The 19,060-nt window shown below is 48.8% G+C and carries 14 protein-coding genes; 6 read left to right on the top strand and 8 right to left on the bottom strand.

Features of this window, described 5'->3' with window-relative positions; translation table 11 throughout:
• The first annotated feature begins 9 nt into the window (after positions 1–9).
• From KJS52_RS09480 to KJS52_RS09465, 4 genes are all read left to right on the top strand, one after another.
• Positions 10–486 (top strand): Na+/H+ antiporter subunit E, encoded by a 477-nt coding sequence (locus tag KJS52_RS09480; RefSeq protein WP_213514532.1) that lies wholly within the window; start codon positions 10–12, stop codon positions 484–486.
• Positions 486–770 carry a Na(+)/H(+) antiporter subunit F1 gene (locus KJS52_RS09475; protein ID WP_213514531.1) on the top strand — a complete coding sequence of 95 codons (285 nt, stop codon included), beginning with the start codon at positions 486–488 and terminating at the stop codon, positions 768–770. Before KJS52_RS09480 ends, KJS52_RS09475 begins: the two co-directional genes overlap by 1 nt.
• Positions 748–1,146: a monovalent cation/H(+) antiporter subunit G gene (gene mnhG, locus KJS52_RS09470; protein ID WP_213514530.1), complete on the top strand. Its 399-nt coding sequence runs from the start codon at positions 748–750 to the stop codon at positions 1,144–1,146. Before KJS52_RS09475 ends, mnhG begins: the two co-directional genes overlap by 23 nt.
• A gap of 168 nt (positions 1,147–1,314) precedes the next feature.
• Positions 1,315–1,689: a hypothetical protein gene (locus KJS52_RS09465; protein WP_213514529.1), complete on the top strand. Its 375-nt coding sequence runs from the start codon at positions 1,315–1,317 to the stop codon at positions 1,687–1,689.
• Positions 1,690–1,737: 48 nt separating this feature from the next.
• Here the strand turns inward: KJS52_RS09465 and KJS52_RS09460 are convergent, their stop codons facing one another.
• The 4 genes from KJS52_RS09460 to KJS52_RS09445 all read right to left on the bottom strand — a co-directional run bounded on the left by KJS52_RS09460 (position 1,738) and on the right by KJS52_RS09445 (position 6,159).
• On the bottom strand, positions 1,738–2,274 hold the full coding sequence (locus tag KJS52_RS09460; RefSeq protein ID WP_213514528.1) for a DUF402 domain-containing protein: 537 nt from the start codon (positions 2,272–2,274) through the stop codon (positions 1,738–1,740).
• A complete protein-coding gene (gene bshB2 / locus KJS52_RS09455) occupies positions 2,271–2,927 on the bottom strand; it encodes a bacillithiol biosynthesis deacetylase BshB2 (RefSeq protein ID WP_213514527.1) in 657 nt (218 codons plus the stop codon). The genes KJS52_RS09460 and bshB2 overlap by 4 nt, the downstream gene beginning before the upstream one ends.
• A gap of 34 nt (positions 2,928–2,961) precedes the next feature.
• Positions 2,962–3,306, bottom strand: coding sequence for a YojF family protein (locus KJS52_RS09450; RefSeq protein ID WP_213515123.1), 345 nt, complete (start codon positions 3,304–3,306; stop codon positions 2,962–2,964).
• 102 nt (positions 3,307–3,408) lie between these two features.
• Positions 3,409–6,159: an adenylate/guanylate cyclase domain-containing protein gene (locus KJS52_RS09445; protein ID WP_213514526.1), complete on the bottom strand. Its 2,751-nt coding sequence runs from the start codon at positions 6,157–6,159 to the stop codon at positions 3,409–3,411.
• Positions 6,160–6,382: 223 nt separating this feature from the next.
• Here KJS52_RS09445 and KJS52_RS09440 point away from each other — a divergent pair, with 223 nt between their 5' ends.
• Both KJS52_RS09440 and KJS52_RS09435 read left to right on the top strand, forming a co-directional pair.
• Entirely contained in the window at positions 6,383–6,778 is a 396-nt protein-coding gene (locus KJS52_RS09440; RefSeq protein WP_246563375.1) for a DUF4280 domain-containing protein, read from the top strand.
• A gap of 34 nt (positions 6,779–6,812) precedes the next feature.
• Positions 6,813–8,810, top strand: a complete 1,998-nt coding sequence (locus KJS52_RS09435; RefSeq protein ID WP_213514525.1) for a hypothetical protein — start codon at positions 6,813–6,815, stop codon at positions 8,808–8,810.
• A 197-nt stretch (positions 8,811–9,007) separates the two neighbouring features.
• Here KJS52_RS09435 and KJS52_RS09430 read toward each other — a convergent pair whose 3' ends face one another.
• The 4 genes from KJS52_RS09430 to KJS52_RS09415 all read right to left on the bottom strand — a co-directional run bounded on the left by KJS52_RS09430 (position 9,008) and on the right by KJS52_RS09415 (position 19,050).
• Positions 9,008–10,681, bottom strand: a complete 1,674-nt coding sequence (locus KJS52_RS09430) for a hypothetical protein (RefSeq protein WP_213514524.1) — start codon at positions 10,679–10,681, stop codon at positions 9,008–9,010.
• Between the two features lie 21 nt (positions 10,682–10,702).
• Complete coding sequence (locus KJS52_RS09425; protein WP_213514523.1) at positions 10,703–12,763, bottom strand: phage tail protein; 2,061 nt, start codon at positions 12,761–12,763, stop codon at positions 10,703–10,705.
• 917 nt (positions 12,764–13,680) lie between these two features.
• Positions 13,681–15,864, bottom strand: a complete 2,184-nt coding sequence (locus tag KJS52_RS09420; protein WP_213514522.1) for a baseplate J/gp47 family protein — start codon at positions 15,862–15,864, stop codon at positions 13,681–13,683.
• 51 nt (positions 15,865–15,915) lie between these two features.
• Positions 15,916–19,050 carry a baseplate J/gp47 family protein gene (locus KJS52_RS09415; protein ID WP_213514521.1) on the bottom strand — a complete coding sequence of 1,045 codons (3,135 nt, stop codon included), beginning with the start codon at positions 19,048–19,050 and terminating at the stop codon, positions 15,916–15,918.
• Positions 19,051–19,060 lie beyond the last annotated feature (10 nt).

Here is a 19,060-nt window from a genome sequence, read left to right as displayed (position 1 = left end):
TGTAAATCAATGACCGGACAGATTTTAATTAACCTGTTAATTGCGATAACATGGATGCTGCTAAATGAAAGTTGGGATATCGTAAGCTTTGCAGTAGGGTATTTTATCGGCTATCTCATTATTTTCTCGATGAGACGCTTTTTCCCTGTTCCGTTTTACGGTCGTAAAACGATTGCCATTATAAAGCTGTTCCTGCTTTTTGTTATTGAGTTATTCAAGTCAAGCATTATTGTCTTGAAGGAAATTATGCGACCAAAGCTGCAAATTAAACCAGGCATCTATCGCTCTGAGACAATTTTGGAAACGGATTTTGAAATATCTTTGCTTGTTACATTATTAACATTAACGCCTGGTTCGGTCGTGATGGAGATTGATCCGAAGGCCAAAGTCATGTTTATACACGCTATGGACGCGGATGATTTTCATAACAACATTCGCAAAACGAAGCGTAGATTTGAAAATGCGATTATTGAGGTGATGAGATAATGCTGGATACTATAATGCTAATCGCGATGTTTTTGCTGTCTCTTTCACTGCTCCTCACGCTTTATCGGATAATTAAAGGCCCAACAGTGCATGATCGCATATTGGCACTTGATTCTGTAGGCTATATTGTGATCGGGATTGTTGCCGTCCTTTCCATCCATCTTGATTCTCATGCTTATTTGGAGACGATATTGTTAATCGGCATACTGGCGTTTTTAAGCACAATTGCTTTGAGCCGTTACATGGAAAGGGGTGTCGTCATTGGACGGAAACGTAGTGATTGAGTGGATAGTCGCTATACTCGTACTGTTTGGCACTGCGATGAGCTTGTTAAGCTCCTTTGGACTGCTGCGCCTGCCAGATGTATACAATCGTGCGCATGCTACGACAAAGGCTGCAACCTTGGGAATATTAGCGATTCTTTTAGGCGCCTTTATTTACTTTTTCTTTTCCCATGGCGTATCCAGTATTCGTCTGCTGCTCGGGATTGTGTTTGTTTTTCTTACTGCACCTGTTGCGGGCCATCTTATCATCCGTTCGGCCCACCGCTACGGATCTCCGCTAGCACCAATCAGCGTACAGGATGATTTGCAGGAGCTGCAAAAAAATCAAAAGGAAGTCGATGATGAAAAGGTGCGTCCTGTAGAAGCAGAAAGCTGATGCAGCGCATGTAATTTACAAAGACATAATACCTGGATAAAACGAGCCATATGACATAGCTGCCGTCATATGGCTCGTTTTCACTGAACTAATTAATAATTATATGATTATGCAACCTTCACCATCTAAAGCGCGTCAATTCTTTATCTAAAGAATAGGGGGCATGATATGAGAATAGTAACCATTATATGCTTCATATCTTTGATATTTTTGCTTTCAAGTTGTGAAACAGGACCGCAGAACACTATCTCGAGCAATGAATTGAATGGCTTCTCAGACAAGCTTGAATTAACATACGGCAACGGTCATACAAAAGTGATTGAAGATTTAGCTACAAGAGAAAATCTTATTGAATTGATAAAAAGCAACCAGTATAAACGTGTAAATAAGCCGGATAGTGTAGGTCAGTCCTTTACAATACAATTGCAGCAAAATCTGAGGTACACTAGCCCTGGCTACTTGCACAATGGCACAGAAATATATAAGGCAACAGATATTGATATAGTGACTAAAATCCAAAAGCTGATTTCCGAGCTTAAATAAAAACGAGCCATATGACATAGCTGCCGTCATATGGCTCGTTTTTTATCTTCATTTAAAATCTGCAATAGCTGTGCCTTGCAAGCTTTGCTTAAGCAAAGCGTAGTTGATGCTTCCGTCAAACGGAAATTGCCCGCTTGCAACGACCTGCTGCAGCGTCTGCAGGCCTTGCTCCGCTTGCTCCACCAGCTCTGCCGGATAACTATACTGCTGCTGATGCCTTTCAAACTCCTCACGATCAACTACCTTCCAGTCTTCATCCGGCTCCTTTAAATAATCAAGATCCAGATCGACAAAGCTCAGCACATCGTTTTGCAGCTTGACTGGCATCGCAATATTGCAATAATACATCAGACGTTCCTCAGCTTGAAATGAAATAGCAGCCGTGTACCATTGGTCAAAATAAAACACTTCAAGTGAAGGGTAAGGAATCGTGAAGGTCGTTCCTTTCGTGTGATGAATAAAAGTACGGTTTGCCTGGCAAAGCACCATCACGTATTGCTCTGTTTGCTGAACGATTTCAGCCTGCCATTCGTAATGCAACCGCCCTCCGAATTTGTACGCTTGTATGGTAACTGGCTTGTTCATACAAATTTATAGCTCCAGAAACGTTCTTTGCCAAAGCGCTGCTTAACCTCGTCGGAATGAATATCCTCGTTGCCAAACATTTCACTAACTTGAAATTGCGTAGCATGTGCTGCAATCGAGTTGCGCTTTTGCACGAGAAAATCCGAAATATCGATCTCGATATCAGGCTCGCCATTATCCTCCACCATATTGTGGGCAAAACCTACACACCAAGCAGCTGGACGTTGATCCTCCGGCAGCTCACTCAGCACGCGAATAACGGACGCGCCAGTTGCATCATGGTCAGGATGCACGCTATAGCCAGGGAAAAACGTAAAGACTAGCGTTGGCTTAACTTCATGAATGATGCTGCGAATGGCCGCATCTACTATTTCTTTCGGTTCAAACTCTATCGTTTTATCAAGAAAGCCAAGCATCCGCAAATCTTGAATGCCAATCGCTTGGCATGATTGAATTAGCTCCTGCTTGCGAATATGTGGCAGCGTCAGGCGATTAGCGATTGGAGGCTTACCCAATCCCCGCCCCATCTCACCTAATGTCAAGCAGGCATAGGTAACATGAGCTCCCTCTGCGATCATTTTTGCTAGCGTACCCGATATTCCGAATGCTTCATCGTCAGGATGAGGCAGTACGACAACTATTTTTTCTGACATTTCGCATTCCTCCAAATCTATTATCTAACAGTATTTAAAACGGCTGCGTGCTCAGCTGCAGCGCAACAACAAGCTTGCCTTCCGAATTGATTCCTGCCAGCACAATGCGCCCATACTCATCTTCAACAGCATGAGTCAAGCCCTCCGTGTAAACCCAGCCATGCTCCAGCTTCAAGCCTACTCGGTATGGGCCATCCCCTTCAATTGAGCCATGCGAATACTGAATGACCGCATTGCGAATAAAATTGGCGGCCGGATGCTTGCTGCTGTCAAAGTGCGCGGCATATGCGCCCATGGTCAGCTCAAGATGAATATATAAAGGCGTGTTTTTCCAGGCGTCGATCTGCTCCTGAATCAAGCTTTTCTCTATCGGAATCATAACGTTCATCCCTTTCTGTTGCTTCGATTTTCAATCCGCACTACTCCATTATACGCCTTTCCCTTCAGATTACATAGAACCAGATATAAACAAGCTCTCTTCCTATGAGATACGAAGCGCTGTATTCCAGTCTGGTTGGGTCCCTTCCTGATAAAATTGATCGCTTGCAAAGAAATACAGCTTTGCCGCAAGATCATAGCGATTCCGCTTAACGACGTAGACAAAGCCTTCTCTAGCATCGTAGAAGCGCCCGCTGCGGTAGTCGTCAATCGCTTTTTCAAATACTTTTTTCGTCTCTATTTTTAGCTGGCGGATATGCGGCTCATCCGCTTCATACCAATCGTACAGTTGAACAGGCTCCTTGCTTGCGGGAAGCTGTATCCAGCCCAAATGGCGGCAATGCTCAGCACGAGCCAGCTCAAGCGCATTTCTAGCCTGTGCCGTAAGCAGAACAGAAACGCCAAGCTGCTCGCTCAAACGCTCCAAATCCAACGTCAGCTGCACCTGGTTGGAAATGACACTGCCCTCCAGGCGCTGCTCCTCGCCAATAATGCCTAGCATAACATCTCCCGCATCGATCGCAATACCAAGCTCGATTGGCGGCAGCCCTTGCTGAGCGCGCTGCGCATTATAACTGTTCAAGGACAAGCGCAGATGAAATGCCGCACGTATCGCATAATTGGTATGGTTAGGAAACATCGTCAGCATTCCAGGACCGAGGTAGCGGCTAATAAAGCCGCCATGCTCGCGAATAACCGGCCCCAGCTGCTTCAATAACGAGTTAATAAAGGCGAAATTGTCCTTGGTGCTCATCGTTGCCGACAGCTCATGAAAGCGGCGCATATTGCAAACCAAAATCGTCATATGCTTGGTCTGCTGCTCACCAAGCTCCACATCCGACATATTGCTTTTGCCGAGCACTTTTAGAAACTGCTGTGGAACAAAACGGAAATAAGCGCTGCTTAACCGTGTTACTTCAAGCACATAGTTTTTGATTGCAGTCGCCATCATATTAAACCGCTCGCCAAGTTCCTCGATCTCATCGCGCGTACGAATCTCGACTTCAATATCCCACTCGCCTCCAGCAATTTGATTAACACTGCGGCGCAGCTTGCGGATCGAGGACAAGAAGTAAATCGTCATAATCGTAATGACGATGCCGAGCACTAGGCTAATCCATAGCACTATTTTAATAATATCGTGCAGCAAGGCGATATTGCTGCTCGTAATCGCCACCATATCTTTGCCTGTTTCATAGATGCCGACCAATTCTCCGCTGCTGTTATAGATTGGGCCAAGCGCAAACAGCCAATTGCCCGTTTCATCCGACAGCTCGCCGAGCTCGACCGTCCCTCTTTCGATAACGAGCTTGTCGCTTTCTGTCGGTTCTATCGGCTGAAACATCGTTACGCTGTCGTCATCATCCATCACGACATAAATTTGTCCGTTCATATAACGGTAAATGGTGTTGTACAGCCCGTCATGATCGCTTCTCGAGCGCGGGAACACCTCATTCAGCTGCTCCTTGATTGTGGCATAAGCCGAGCCCCGATAGTCGCGCGGCGAATTGATCTGCTGCAGCATATCGCCATCAATCAAATATTTTCCGTTGGCTGCCAAAATTTTGAGCTGATTAAAGGTATCCTTCTTATTCTCCTCAGAAACCGAATGATAGACGGTATAGCTAAGCCACGTCATGGAAGCAGCCAGCAATGGAATAACGAGCAGAAGCTGCTTAAGCAGCAAATAAAGCTTTCGCTGCAGCATCACAACATAAATATAACGAACAGTATAAGCCGTCAGCAGAGCAAGGCCAACTACAATAAGCCAGAATAGCACGCGCATGGCAAGCTGGTTCATGCTGTAGGTGTAGCCCGCTACTACGGTTTGCAGCTCGCCTGCTGGATTCAGCACCGCTACTGCGCCCAAAGCAGTTACAACAATTTGCTCGCCCTGCAGGGAAACATGATTCAGGCTTTGCCAATCTATATCCTCTCTTGCCTGTGAAAGCTGCTGAAGGGTAACGACATTTTCTATCGTGGCGCCATTGTCCTGTGGAATGAGGCGTTTAATGGCTGCTTCATGTGCGTCAATATAATAAATGTGCTGTTTGCCGCCTATTTCAATTTCAACTTCAATTGGAAAATGTAAAGTAGGTTCATCGTTGTTCGGGAATAGCTGTTGGAGCTGGTCCTCCTGTACGAGATACAGGTAGCCTTGCTTCGTAGTCATAATTGTAGGAGTAATACCCGTCACTTCTTTAAGATATCGATCGGAAGGAAGCTCGAAGGAAGCGAGGTGTGTAGGGAATTGCTGAAGCTGATTGCTGGTGCTGATGCTTTGCAGTGAAGCTGATTGTCTCGATCGGCTGAAAAAATGCAGCTCTGTTCCAACGACTTGCAAGCTTTGAATACGGCCTACTCGCATCAGATTGTCATCTTCTGAGGCAAGTGCTGTATAGAGCATTGTTTTTTGCCTGCCATTTCGGCTAATTTTCAAAATATGCTCGCCGGAAACTTTAAGTCCGTATTGATCCAGCACAGTAATGAGCACATACGCATTGCCTTGCGAATCTGTCGTTACATCATTGAATAGAAATGTGTTGGTGGAGCTAGAATCAAGCTTGCTGGATACCGAATAAACAAGCCTTCCATCTGCATCAATTTTTTGCAGCGTTTTTTTGGAATCGGCGATCAAGTAGACCGCTTGCTGCTCGTCAATGACAGCCTGTGAAAGCATATTAACACTTTCTTCACGCTTCAATGGACTAAGCGTTGCCCAGTCCCGCAGCATAATTAGCGAAATGCCGCATACGGCAATCGTCAAAAGCAGCAGCATTAATTTAGTTTTCATGTGAACTCTCCAATAGATTCTAATATAGATTTGGGAGATATATGTACGGTTATGTACAGTGGTACTTACGCTACTATTTTACTATATTCATGTTCATTTGTGTAAAGAAAGGTAATATTATTGCTGCATTTGTAGATAAATAGTACAATATTGATAGATTCCCCTCCTCTTATGTTACGTTTAAATAACCTCTCAATCGACATACCAATTTAATGTAAATAAGGTGATCACGATCGGACAGCTCGTTTGTGGTGGAGCAAGTCTTCAATGCTCGTTTGGCACAGCGCCAAACGTCTTAACCGTAGCACCGAGTAAAGGAGTATTGACCGGCCTCCCAGCCGCTACTATTATGGATCATATTCCGATGGCGAACATTGCGCCATTTGCTCTTTGCAACTCCATGTCGAATCCTGCTGTTGCAAGCGCTACGGCGGCAAAATTCGGCACATTGACACCAATGCCCTGTGTACCAGTTACTTCAGCTCCATGGATTCCCGGCTCTCCTACTGTTTTAATTGGGAATCTTCCCGCACTAAACAGCAATTCCAAATGCATGTGCGCCTACGGCGGCGTCATCTCAATAACAACTCCAGGTCAATTTACTGTTCAAGTTCCATAAGCGCTAGGGCGTGTATACAAAGGAGCTATTGCGCGTGATTGAAAAAATTATAATGCCGTTTATTAATCCGATTAAAAAGCGTGTCATTATGCCATTAAAGCGGCTTAAAAACTGGCCGAAGCTGCTGGCAAAATGGATTAAGCGCAAATTTAAGGAAATACTCGGGCAAAAGGAAACGACGAAAGAAAGCTATTTTTTAATAGGAAACTACTATATTTCAAAAAAGCTGGTCGTCATCATCATCATCGTACTACTGCTCTTATATTTCTTTATCTTTATCAAGCCACCCAAATTCGTCAACAAATGGCTTAATCGCACGCCTTCGATTACTGTGGCTCAGGATGGAACCGCAGCAAGCTATACCGGCAAAGCCAGGCTGCGCAGCGCAGATAAAAAGCTTATATACGAGGGCGAGCTGGCCAATGGCCTGTACGAAGGAAAAGGCAAGCTGTATGACGAGCAGGGCAAGGTGCATTATGAGGGAGACTTTGCGCAAGGCTTGTTCCATGGAAATGGCAAGCTCTACGATGTGAGCGACAAGCTCCTGTATGAAGGCGGCTTTGCTGCTGGGCTCTATGAGGGTGAAGGCAAGCTGTACAGCGAGGATGGCGTGCTGCTGGAGCAGGGCAGCTTCCAGCAAGGGCAGCTTGTAGCAGGCGATCAGTATACACGCTCTGGTCAGCTGCAATATAGCGGCGGATTTGCTGCTGGACTATATGAAGGCGAAGGCAGTCTGTACAGCAGCGGAGGCGAGCTAAGCCATCAAGGCAGCTTTAAAGCCGGCGTTCCGCACGGCCCGGGAAGAAGCTACGACAAGCAAGGCAAGCTGCAGTATGAAGGTGAATTCAGCAACGGCATTTATACGGGCAGCGGCACCCTATATAAAGCAGACGGCACGATCATGTACCAGGGGCAGTTTCTTAACGGCAATTTCCACGGCACAGGCAAAATGCTGCACGCCAACGGCTTTATTAGCTACGAGGGAGAATTCAGCAACGGCAAGCGAGCAGGGCAAGGCACCGAGTACTTTGAGGATGGCAATGTGAAATACGAGGGACAATTTCTCTCTGACAGCTATCACGGACAAGGCACGCTGTTTGATCGAAGCGGCAAAACGATTTATACGGGCAGCTTCCAGACCAATCAATATCATGGCAGCGGACAAAAATTCAACAAGGACGGCCTGCTGGAATATGAGGGCAGCTTTAAGTATGGCAAGCTCAATGGGGCTGGCAAATGGTATGAGGATGGTACGAAAATCATTTATATCGGCTATTTCGAAAACGATTATATGCAATTTAATGAGCTGATCAAGCTTAGCTATAGCCAGCGCGAGGAGCTGCTGGGCAAGCCTGCCTCTGTGCAAAGCCTGCCTGATCCACTGCCTTTCCAGACCCAAGCTTCGACCCAAACGAACGTACTAGCGGCAGTGAGCGGAAACCGCATTGTGCAGCTGTCGGGAACGGTGCTCGATGAAATCACTGCCAACGATCAAGCTCAGCAGGGTGCAGCAAATGGTACCGGGACTACAGCTACGCCTGACGCTGCAACAGAGCCAGACACTACTACTGTCGGACCTGATGCCACTGCTGGACCTGACAGCAGTGTCGATCCCGGGGCTACAGCCGGACCTGACGACACTGCTGGACCTGACACTACAGCTGAGCCAGACACTACAGCAGCGCCTAACGCTGCAGCTAAACCTGATACTGCTGACTCAGGCGAGATCCGCGGTCAAACTGTAACCTTAAGCTATCCGCAGCTTAGCCTTGATCTTACCTACTATCAAGCAGATATGTCGGTAGAGGAATATCAGCTCCTGCAGGTAGTGATTCGACAAGGTAAGGTGCTGGAGCAGTTCTTCGCAGAGCTGAAAGCAAGAGCGGTCAATGAGCCAGAGCGCGTTAAGCTGCAGGCTCAGGCAATGACATATCGCTTTACAGTTGACGGAATGCTGTATCAAATTCGTTTGGATCGAAATGAGAAGCCAGTTGAAGCTGTTGTCTCTCTTGAAAATAATGACAGCTTGTAGAACGCTGTGCCGGCACTGTTTCAATACGCAGACCAACGAATAAAAGTAACACAAAGCAAAGCCGCAGCGACTCTTCTACATCTAAGTAGAGTCACTGCGGCTTTCTGCACCTACTAACATTCTTCCCATACAATCCCCATCGCCCAGCCCATTTTATGAAAGCTGCAGCCAATATATCGCATATATGACATATGAGCTTACTCGCGAGCCGAAGCTGCGCGCTGCATGCTTTCCTCCAGCTGCTCGGCAGCTGAGCTGACCGCCTCCTGAGCTGCTGCCTTTGCAGCCCACCAGCGTACTCTTAGCCGCAAGCGCTCTGTTTTTTGCAGCAGCTTCAAGCCAATGACAAACGTGCCTCTGCGCGGATATTGAATATGCGCAAGCGAGACGCGCGGATATTGCAGCGCATGCTCGCTGCGGTTGAATATCGTAATATCGCCGGCAACAATTGCGTCGCTCCGCTTCCACATTTCAGGCACGGGAACGTCTGTAAGGATGTCCTCATCCGAAATCGAAAGGCTGATTAGTACAGGAAGGTCCTGCGGCAAGCCATGCTCGATTTCATCAGAATAGAAGGTGCGCTGCTTGCGGTGATACCATTTTTTCTTCTTTTCCGGCACAATCGATATATCGACCACGCCAGTTACTACCTCTGGTTGTTCCAGCTCTTCCTCTGGCTCCGGCATTAAACGGGCAAATTCCTCTTCGATGCTGGGAAAAGAAATCGCACTGCTTGCATCTGCTTCCTCATCTCCATCAGCTTCATCAGCCAGCTGCTTCTGGCTGCTCCACTGCAAAGCTTCCTTTTTCAACAGCTTGTAGAGCAGGCTTGCATTTATAATATAATCGTCAAAAGGCTGTGGAATGACGCGGTCTATGACATAGCTTGCACCCATTTGCAGCATATTGATTTGCGCAATATAAATTGCCGGCTCGCTTGGCGCTGCCAGCGCTTGATCTAGCGAACGTGAATAATAGGCATCCATAATTCGTTCGATTGGCGGCTGCTCGCTAACAGCAATTTGCTGCTTCAGCAGCGACAAATCATAAATGGTGCGATCGCCAATCGTCAGCTTCGCACTGCCGGACACGACGCCAAGACCGATGCTCTGATAATCCGCATCGTCGCTTGAGGCTGCTTTAAGCGTAATGGTTTTGACATAATGACTTTCACTGCCCTCGCTCGGCTCATGAAATTGAATGATGCCATCAATCGCTCCCTCAATCAGCTCAACATTGTCGAGTTCAGGCACATATTGAAAGGAAATGGGCGGAGTTTGCAGCGTTTTTTCAATCATCAACGTAATTTGAAAGACTTGGCCATAGGAAACATAGCGTGGAGCCTGCTGATAAATCCGCACCTGTCCGTCGTCATACCAAACCCAGCGCTCCTCCATCAACTGCTCCAGCTCTTGATATGCCGGAGCTGGCGGCTGATCGGTAAGATAGAGACGATATGTCTCAAGAATGCGATTGTTCTCACTCACTTCCTCTGTCCCGCCGACTCCGCCAGCGACCGTATGAACAGGCTCCTTGCCTTTTTCATCATACGCAATGCACAGGTACACATTTTTCGCATAGTCGTTATTCATAAAGCCATCGATATTGGACAGCTTTGCTGTAATTGGCGAAGCGACGACAATTTCTCTGCCAAGCGCATCCAAGGCGACGCCAGTACCAATTGAAATGGATTTGTCATCGACAGCCACAACCTGCAAGCCAACTGCTACACCGCTGCCATGAAGCAAGCGATTTACTAATCTGCGCTTGTCGCTGTTATAGGTTTGCTCAGACATAAAGTCCCGCACAGTCAACAGCTTCCCGTAGAAGTAACGGTTTCTTTCAAACGGCACATACCTGGCACGATTCATCCTCTCATCCCTCTTTCAACATTATTCCAATCGCGAATTCAGCCCCAGCCTCGTATGCTTGTCGATGCGATTGTCTTGTCCAACATCAATCGTTATCGTATGGTGCGGCATTGACGAGCGTCCATCAAGCTTTAATAGAGTCGGCTCTGAAAGCACAGTATTCATACCCAGATAAGAATGCAGATCCATATAGACCCACGGCTGCAAAATAACCAGCTTGCATATCGAGAAAACAGGCTTGAAGCGATCCAGTATATGCTGCAACGTTACCCGCTTCAGCTCGGTATCGACATGCTCCGCCTTAACTAATACGTTGAACGCGTGCGGGTCCGCAGCATAGAGCCTTTCAACCACCTCTCCCAGCTCCGCATTTTCCTTCAGCGGCTTAATATCCTCATATTCGAGAATGATCGGCGGGTGCCCCGTATAAATCGTAACTACGGTTTCAATCGCATAGCGCGTGCCTCGCTGACTGTACAGCTTTGGCGCAACAAGCAGCAGCTGCTTAAGCTGCTCCTCTGACCAGTAATCATCCGCTTCTATGCCAAGCCAGCTGCACAGCCAGCGCAAGGAGTCTCCTGCAACCTGACGCGGCTCCAACGTGCGCGGTGCGGACGCAATGCGCAAATCTGTTTCCTCCAGCATGCTTTGAAACATGCTGAGATAGCGCGACAGAAAGTCTTTAGAAGCAGCATCACGCAAATAGATGGCAGGCAGTTCATCGATAAATGAGCTGTGAGGAAAGTAAATCTCCATGCCTTCAATGACTGGCGAATGCTGCGCTGTACCGATCAGCTCGAGATTGATCCATAAATATTTGCCGACTGCGCCGTGCAGCAACGAATCCTCTGGGTCAAGCAGCGTATGCTGCCAGATGCCTTCAAGCTCTCCCAGCTTTTCCATCATCGAAATGCTGGAATCAGCCAGGTAATGATCGAGCTGCACAATGCCATGCGGCAAGCTGATCTCCAAGGAATCGGAGGCAAAATATCTAACATTCCAGCTAGTATCATCAGCATTTTTCAGCTGCAGCTTTAGCTTATGCCACACTGTACCGAGCAGCTTGCTGTCCAGACTGCGACTGATCCATACCCCGGTATGCCCAAGCTGGTCCTTCCAGTACGCGGTTTCCAAACGTGGAGTAATCGTATAGATGTCATGCTTTTCTCCATTCCATATAAAAAGCTGATTGTGACTGCCGCATAAATAACGGCCTGCTGCCAGCTCAAGCTCACCCTTGCGCAGCACAGCTCCCTGCTGATTAAAAGCGATCAGCTCGGAGCCTTTGCCTGAGGCATGGCGCAGCAGCAGCCAATAGCTGCCATGCGCATAGGCTAAAGCCAATAAAGCCTCATAGCGGATTGCAAGCGGAACAAGCGTAAACTGATTGCTCAGCATATCCCAGCTCAACAGACGCCTGCCTTTTCGATCAGCTATAAGCACATGCTGGGCATTGCCTTGCACAATAAAAAAGTTGGCGGCTTGCAGCGTAGACTCCAGAACAATAGGCGCATGCTCAGGCGGCTTAGGCAATTCGATATTGAGAATCGGCATGCCGATTGCATCAAAACGCAGCAGCTGAAGCAGCTCGCGATGTGGAAGCTTGCCGATGATGACAACCTCCTCATTGTCCAGCACCAGCAGCTCATAGCCTTCAAAGCTCGCTTCATACCATTGAGTCGTACTCCATTTCAACTGCCCGTGATCCAGCACAAAGCATTGCAGCAAGCTTCCCTGCTCTCCTTGCGAAAGAACAATCATACGCTCGTGCTGCACAGCCAGCTTGGAGGGAACATACTGTTTATGGTCCAGCTTCATAACAAGCTCAATATGCTTGCTGACCAGATCAGTTCTCCAAATAGAGCCTAAAGAATCAAGCGCATACCATCTCCCATCAGCAGCACACACCATATCAATAATTTGAGCCTGCTCATTGGAAAAAGGAATCGTCGTCCGCTTTACTTGCCGATATTTGCGTTCACGTATAATTTGCAGACCATCCTGCTCTGCTTGAAGATGATAGCTCGTTCCACTGCTCCAATCAGCAGGCTTGCGGAATGAAAAAAAGGCGCGCTGATTCATATGACCCTCCTAACACATTTAGCTATTTGCAGTGCTCCGGAGCAATGCATCCTTCAGTCGCTTTTTAAATCAGCGCTCCGGAGTAAAGTATCCTACAGTCGCTTTTTAAATCGTAATGCTCTCTATTTAATTTTTAAAGGTAGCATTACGATGTTAAAGGCGACTCACTTCGTTTTTCGGATGCTTTGCTCCTCCGCTGTAGCATTTTTTCTTGATTGTTAAACTTCGATGCCGAATAAACCTCAAAGTTCTTTCAGCGCTCCGGAGCAATGCATCCTACAGTCGCTTTTTAAATCGTAATGCTTCTCTTATTTAATTTTTAAAGGTAGCATTACGATGTTAAAGGCGACTCACTTCGTTTTTCGGATGCTTTGCTCCTCCGCTGTAGCATTTTTTGAGTGCAAGACCAAGAAGCTTGGACGCTAGTAGAAAGCAAGGAGCGCAGCGTAGGCACTTACTACGTGAGCACCGAAGCTTTCGGTAGCGTGACATATTCGACGTCGAGTACGCTACAAAGCGACGCATCGTCATCAAAGTCCAGCTTTTTAAACCACCTCTTCCAATAAAGACTCAAAAAGCTCGGATTTCAGGACCAAGAAGATAGCATGAAGCTAGGGAATGAGGAGCGCAGCGTACGGTTTTGGTACGTGAGCACCGCAGGCTCCCGATGAATGCTATATTCGCCGTCGACTAATCTACGAAGCATCGCATCGTCATCAAAGCCGAGCTTTTTGAGTTTCCTCTTCCAATGAGAGTTTAAAAAGCTGGGCTTTCAGGACCTAGAAGATGGCACGATACTAGAAGGAGAGGAGCGCAGCGTAGGCAAAAAGCTACGTGAGCACCGAAGCCTTCGGTAGCGTGACATATTCGACGTGACTACGCTACGAAGCGACGCATCGTCATCAAAGTCCTGCTTTTTAAACCACCTCTACAATGAACTCGATTTCATGTGGTCCTGAGTGGGCTAGTCCATTTGGCGGTAGAATAATGTCTCCTCCGGCTTCCTGGATTACATTTTTGCCTTCTGCCCGGATCCAGGCATCCTGTATGTATTGCACGCCAGCGATTGTATGAATGTAATCGTACAGATCGCATTTATAGATTGGCTTGCCGAACTCCCAGCCTATCTCGCTTTGCGAGGCGTCAGGCTTCAGCCATTGATTAAGTGCTTGTACTACGGCTTGCTCCCCGCCTTCATATTGCGGATCAACGACTATTATCGCGCGAATTGTAATTTCCACGTATTCCGGCGGAATGATATGCAGCTTGGTCGTAAGCAGGCGGTACGGCTCCAAATGAGCGGCAATCGTTCGGCACAAGCCTTCGCTTGGCAGCGGAAATGGTCGGCGGCTGCGCGGAACAACAACGATCGCTACATGGCCCATTGCACGCTCTTCAGGATAGCGCGCAAGCTTTGTATGATAGCCCGCAATAGCTTTGACTCTGGCAATGCGGATTCCTGGAATTTCACGTACTCTTTGCTCAAGATCGGCTGCGGTAACGCCGCATTTCGGAGATAGAATGTCCAGCTTGGTGCGAGCAAGCGCTTCGCTGACTGATTCCGCTTCAGCGCCGCCATAGGCCGGGAACAAATTCGTCAGCTTGACATCATTGCGCCATAGCGCCATTCGCCTGATCGTATCCTCCTTTACATTGCCGCTAGCCCCTTCACCGGTACGGTAGCTAATAACTCGAATATTGGGCGTACTGCAAAGCGGCGGCGCCATTCCCTGAATGCCATCGGAAAATACTATGCTGTCCCCCTCAATGACATAGTGCGGCGAGAGAGGATCTGAGTCGTCGAAATCAAGTACCCGCTGCCAATCCTGCCACACCATAGCGCCACGCTCGGCATCAAAGGAGCCGACTTGAAGCCGCAGGCTGCTCTCATATAAGGACGGCAAAGGAAGCTGGCAGCGTTGGCCTGAAATCCCACTGCCTGTAGCAATATATTGCTTGCCCACAAATTCGGGATGATGCGCAATGACCCGAATCGCCTGCTCGCCAACCGCCAAGTCTGCCGCAGGCTGTACAACTACCTCAAGCATTGACGAACTTCGCTTGAGCTCGTATAGATGGCTGGGCAGTTCAATCCAGCCTTCCCGAACCCGAATTTGCACCTCTATATGTCCATGTATATAAAGCGCGTGGTACAAATAAATATGAATCGGCTCCAGCGAGCCTAGCAGCGCATCCTGCTCAGACCAGCCAGCGAAGGCTTGCTCCATACACCAGGTCCTCCCCTGTGAGGCGAACACCTCATTCCACATTAAGCGCTTGATGCGCGGCACATCATCGTATTTCCCCTGCACCAGCTCCGCCTTGATGAGCTTTACCTCGCCGGCTCCCTCTGGAATTTCGAATAAAACAGGACCGCTTTGATGTAAGCAATAGGTTTCGTCTCGCTCCAAATTGAGCGGCTGCCATCTGCCTTGCTCTCGATTCTCTTGATCCTGCTCCTCTTGCCCCTCCTGCTGCCAATAGCTCCATTGAACGAGCGCCGAGGGAATGAACTGCTTGTATCGCGCTGGAATGCGAATGTCCGGGTCCTGCTGATCAAGCTCAATCCAAAGCGATAGCGGCAACCCTCTCGGCAGCGGCTGAACCATGCTGATCGTCATCGTGGCATGCAGCTCCCCGTCCTCGCCAAAAGGATAGATCGCCGTTCTTCCCGACGACATATCTTGGGTAACCGCCGCCAGCTCATCGCTGCGCTGCAGCGTAATCATCGCAGTTGTATCCGGAATGATGGCGATCGAACGCACCGTTTCAAAATGAAGCTTGCCTACTGTTAACTCCGTACCAAAAGGGAGATACGTCACCTCGCTGGCATGCGAAAAGCTTACCGAGGTAGCAGCCGGCTGTCGGTCACGGGGCGCTCCGCCAAGCAGCTTAAGAAATTTGCGCTCAAATTCGATAGACAAGCGATTAAGCTGATACTGCTGCAGCTCAAGATGCCATGCCAGCAGCTCCAGCAGCGTGATGCCCGGATCATGCTCATTTACATCCGTCCACTGCGGGGCAAGCCGCGGAATCATATCCTTTGCCTCGCGAACAAGCTGCTCAAACGTACGATCATCCAAATTCGGCACTGGCAGCATAGGCAGTTCTCCTTTCCACTAACTTGTTCATAATTGCATTTACTAACCTCGTTAAGTCTGATGAACCTCAACAACAATGCGGTGCTGACCCGGCGTAATCATGCTGTGCGGCAGCTCGCTTAAACGCTCGGGATTCCATTCCACTTTCTTCCCTTGCTCCAGTCTGCAGGCCTCGAGCAGCAATTGCGGAATATGCATAACCGGCCCGACCGATTTAATTAAGGCATAAAACATGGACGGATGAATGCGGCTGCCTATTTCCCAACCATGCCCGTCGTTATTGCCGTGAATCGGATCCAGATAAGCCTCCAGCTTCTGCTGAATTTCACGCTCAACATGGACAACTTCATCCATATTGCGCACCCAGACTGTAGCCCTTACTCCAATCTCTACATAAACAGGCTCTATAACCTGCAAACGGTTAGGAAATGCGATGCCAGCCGCTGTCGCTTGAAGCAAACGCTCCTCTACCGTGCGCTTTAGCTCAAGGAACTGCGCGCCTTGCCCGCGCCCATTTTTCGGCAGCACGACAACCGTTAACGCGCCTATTTCCTTTTCCAGCTTGACATTGTAGTTCGGCAGACATCTTACCTTAGCAATGTTCGGATGAGCCTCGCGAGTTATCCATGCAAAATCATCGGCAATTACTGCGCGGTGGCGATGCGCCAGCGCTTTTGTCCCTTTCTGGATGGCCTCCCGCATCGTACCCGCATCGCAGCCGCCTGCCGCTGGCGCAACATTGCTGATCTGCTCGACAAATGCGATCGAGGTCTGCATCGTCGCAATCGCTCCTTTGCCAACATTGCCGCGTGCGCCGCCGCCGCTCACGTAGCTGACCTTAACCTGATCGGCGCCGTATTGCGCCAGTGCTTTGCCGTGCAAGCCGTCGCCAAACATTAGCTTGCCTGTGGCGCGCTCAATACAGTAATGGCGATCCTCGCTCGAGGAGTGCAAAAAATGCTCAACCCGCTCATACTCCACCCACACCTTCATTAGCTGCTGCTCGGAATCGAGCAGCAGCTGCAGCCGTTCAGGGCAGCGCAGCCGCAGCTGCTCCAGCTCATGCGAGCTGATCGTCTCTGTTTCATCAACCCAGACACGCTCCTGCAGCACGGGCTTTGAAGCTAGCGAATAGTAGCTGGCATGAACATCCTGCTCCAAATGATAGCCATCGACATATACGGGCAGCTCCTGCACAATCGTTTGCCGCTGCAGCACCTTAATCGTGTTGAGCGACATAAAACGCACCAGCGGCTCATACGCCTCCTCATTGCTCATATAGAAGCGAGTGTCCCGATTTACAGCGCGAATCCAGTACCCCGTTCTGCCCAGCTCAGCACTTCTTGCAAAATCCTGCGGTCCGACAAATTGAATCGTGCCGCTCTGTGTAAAGCCTTGCGTGCCGTCCGCAACCTGAAGCTTGCTCCAAACAAAGCTGCCGCCGGATGCGCGCAAATATTCCCACTCTACATGGGGAATTTCCTCCGCAGTCCAATATTTGCTTGCGAGCTCGACGTACATATGAATCGGGCCCCGCTCTGGCGGCTTGTCAAAGCCGAGCCAAACCGCTGGCTGAAAGCCGCTTAGCGGCTGAAATGGACGAAACGCCATACCCCCACTTAAAATTTCGGCGGTACGCTCCCTTACCTCTAAATTGTTGCAGGTTACAAAATGATGCGGTTGTTTGCAAGGCGCCTCGTAATGGTAGGCCATGCGCATACCAGAAACGTAAGGAGCATAGTAGATTGCATCAATCGAATAGGCATGATCAACAGCAACAATCCGTGCTCGAATCCAGCAGCTTGCTTCGGCGTTCACCTCTGTTTGCTCAATATCCTCGGGGATTGTAAATTGCAGCTGGCAAGCTCTGCGCCCGTCCCACACCAGCTTGAACATGGCACCGGCACTGTCCTGCAGCGGAAGCATCGCCCAGGAGCGCCCATTCCAATACTCCCATTGCACGCGCGTAATCGTTACCGGATCAGGCTGCTCAGCTCGATCAACAAGCTCGCGGCGCATAATCGGCTTCCAGTTGATCGGCTTCGGCTTGTCAGGATAGAGGCGATGTGCCGTATATTCAAGCTCAAAGCTTAATGTCAGCATAGCGCCGCGCTTCGATAATACTTCGCTGCTGCCGATATAGAAGCAGCTATAGGGCGTAAAAAAATCACCAAACGGCTCACAGCCCGCCTGCACCGATACTGGCAGATCGTTGAAAAAAGCCAGCTGCGGCATGATGCCGCTCTTTTCATTGGCCTTTGCATAATCTGTTTTCAGCAGCAGCCGTTCAAACTGCAGCTTGCTTAAGGCAATTCCTTCATCCAATGCAGACAAGGAAAAGGCACGGCAGCGGATCCAGTAGCTTTCTTTGCCAAACAGCTCCGTTAGCTGCAGCCGATGCTTATGCAGCTTCAGCAGTCGTATCGTCGCATCATGGCAGTGCACAGCATCAAAGGCTTGCCACCCGCCATCGCTGTAGAACTCCCATATGACGAGCTGCTGATCGGACAGCAAATGCATAGCATCCATTAGCGCCGCTTCATGCTGCGGATGGATAAAGGTCAGCTCGATAGAGCTTGAATGCTCAATCTGAAATAAATATTGATGAGCGATGTAAAAGGTATGCTCTTGTACGTTAACGCCACTGCTGCCGTATAATGCAAAGGGAGGCGGCTGGTCGTCAGCATGCTGTTGTTCATGAGCAGCATCAAGCGACAATAGCTGACCATCAACCATATGCTGAACGATGCGATCCTTGCGCGGATAAACTGCAACGAGCTGCTGCAGCTTTGCCGTTGTAAGCAGCGCTGTACGCTCCGTTTCAAATACAATCGGCTCCGCTCCATCCTCAGCGTTTGTAGCGAGCTGCAGACCTGCGTCAATTAGTACAGGCTCTGGCGTACCGTCAGCCAGCTTGAAATGCACCTGTGCTACTGCAGGCGTAGCAGGAGAAAGCTCAACGTTGAAATGATTCAAGAAGGCGATGAGGCTTTTGCCCGGCAGCCGATTGAGTCGCGAAATATTCCCTTCCAGCAGATGGATGAACATTAGTGCCAATGCACTGCCTACATCCGGCTCCTGCTCATTAAAGGTCCATTCCGAGGCGTAATAGGGAACCATTTTATTTAGTTGTTCGATCAATTGCTGATGCTTGCGGCTATCAATCAATGGTGATTGCAGTTCCATCCCTAAGCTC

Origin of the sequence: Paenibacillus montaniterrae, assembly GCF_018403185.1 — a bacterium.
GTDB classification, from domain to species: Bacteria; Bacillota; Bacilli; order Paenibacillales; family Paenibacillaceae; genus Pristimantibacillus; species Pristimantibacillus montaniterrae.
This window is presented reverse-complemented; position numbering and strand designations above follow the sequence as displayed.

Bases quoted from the DNA above. Each gene is read 5' to 3' on its own strand.
- KJS52_RS09480 (WP_213514532.1), top strand. From the start codon at position 10: ATGACCGGACAGATTTTAATTAACCTGTTAATTGCGATAACATGGATG.
- KJS52_RS09475 (WP_213514531.1), top strand. From the start codon at position 486: ATGCTGGATACTATAATGCTAATCGCGATGTTTTTGCTGTCTCTTTCA.
- KJS52_RS09465 (WP_213514529.1), top strand. From the start codon at position 1,315: ATGAGAATAGTAACCATTATATGCTTCATATCTTTGATATTTTTGCTT.
- KJS52_RS09460 (WP_213514528.1), bottom strand. From the start codon at position 2,274: ATGAACAAGCCAGTTACCATACAAGCGTACAAATTCGGAGGGCGGTTG.
- bshB2 (WP_213514527.1), bottom strand. From the start codon at position 2,927: ATGTCAGAAAAAATAGTTGTCGTACTGCCTCATCCTGACGATGAAGCA.
- KJS52_RS09450 (WP_213515123.1), bottom strand. From the start codon at position 3,306: ATGATTCCGATAGAGAAAAGCTTGATTCAGGAGCAGATCGACGCCTGG.
- KJS52_RS09445 (WP_213514526.1), bottom strand. From the start codon at position 6,159: ATGAAAACTAAATTAATGCTGCTGCTTTTGACGATTGCCGTATGCGGC.
- KJS52_RS09430 (WP_213514524.1), bottom strand. From the start codon at position 10,681: ATGAATCGTGCCAGGTATGTGCCGTTTGAAAGAAACCGTTACTTCTAC.
- KJS52_RS09425 (WP_213514523.1), bottom strand. From the start codon at position 12,763: ATGAATCAGCGCGCCTTTTTTTCATTCCGCAAGCCTGCTGATTGGAGC.
- KJS52_RS09420 (WP_213514522.1), bottom strand. From the start codon at position 15,864: ATGCTGCCAGTGCCGAATTTGGATGATCGTACGTTTGAGCAGCTTGTT.
- KJS52_RS09415 (WP_213514521.1), bottom strand. From the start codon at position 19,050: ATGGAACTGCAATCACCATTGATTGATAGCCGCAAGCATCAGCAATTG.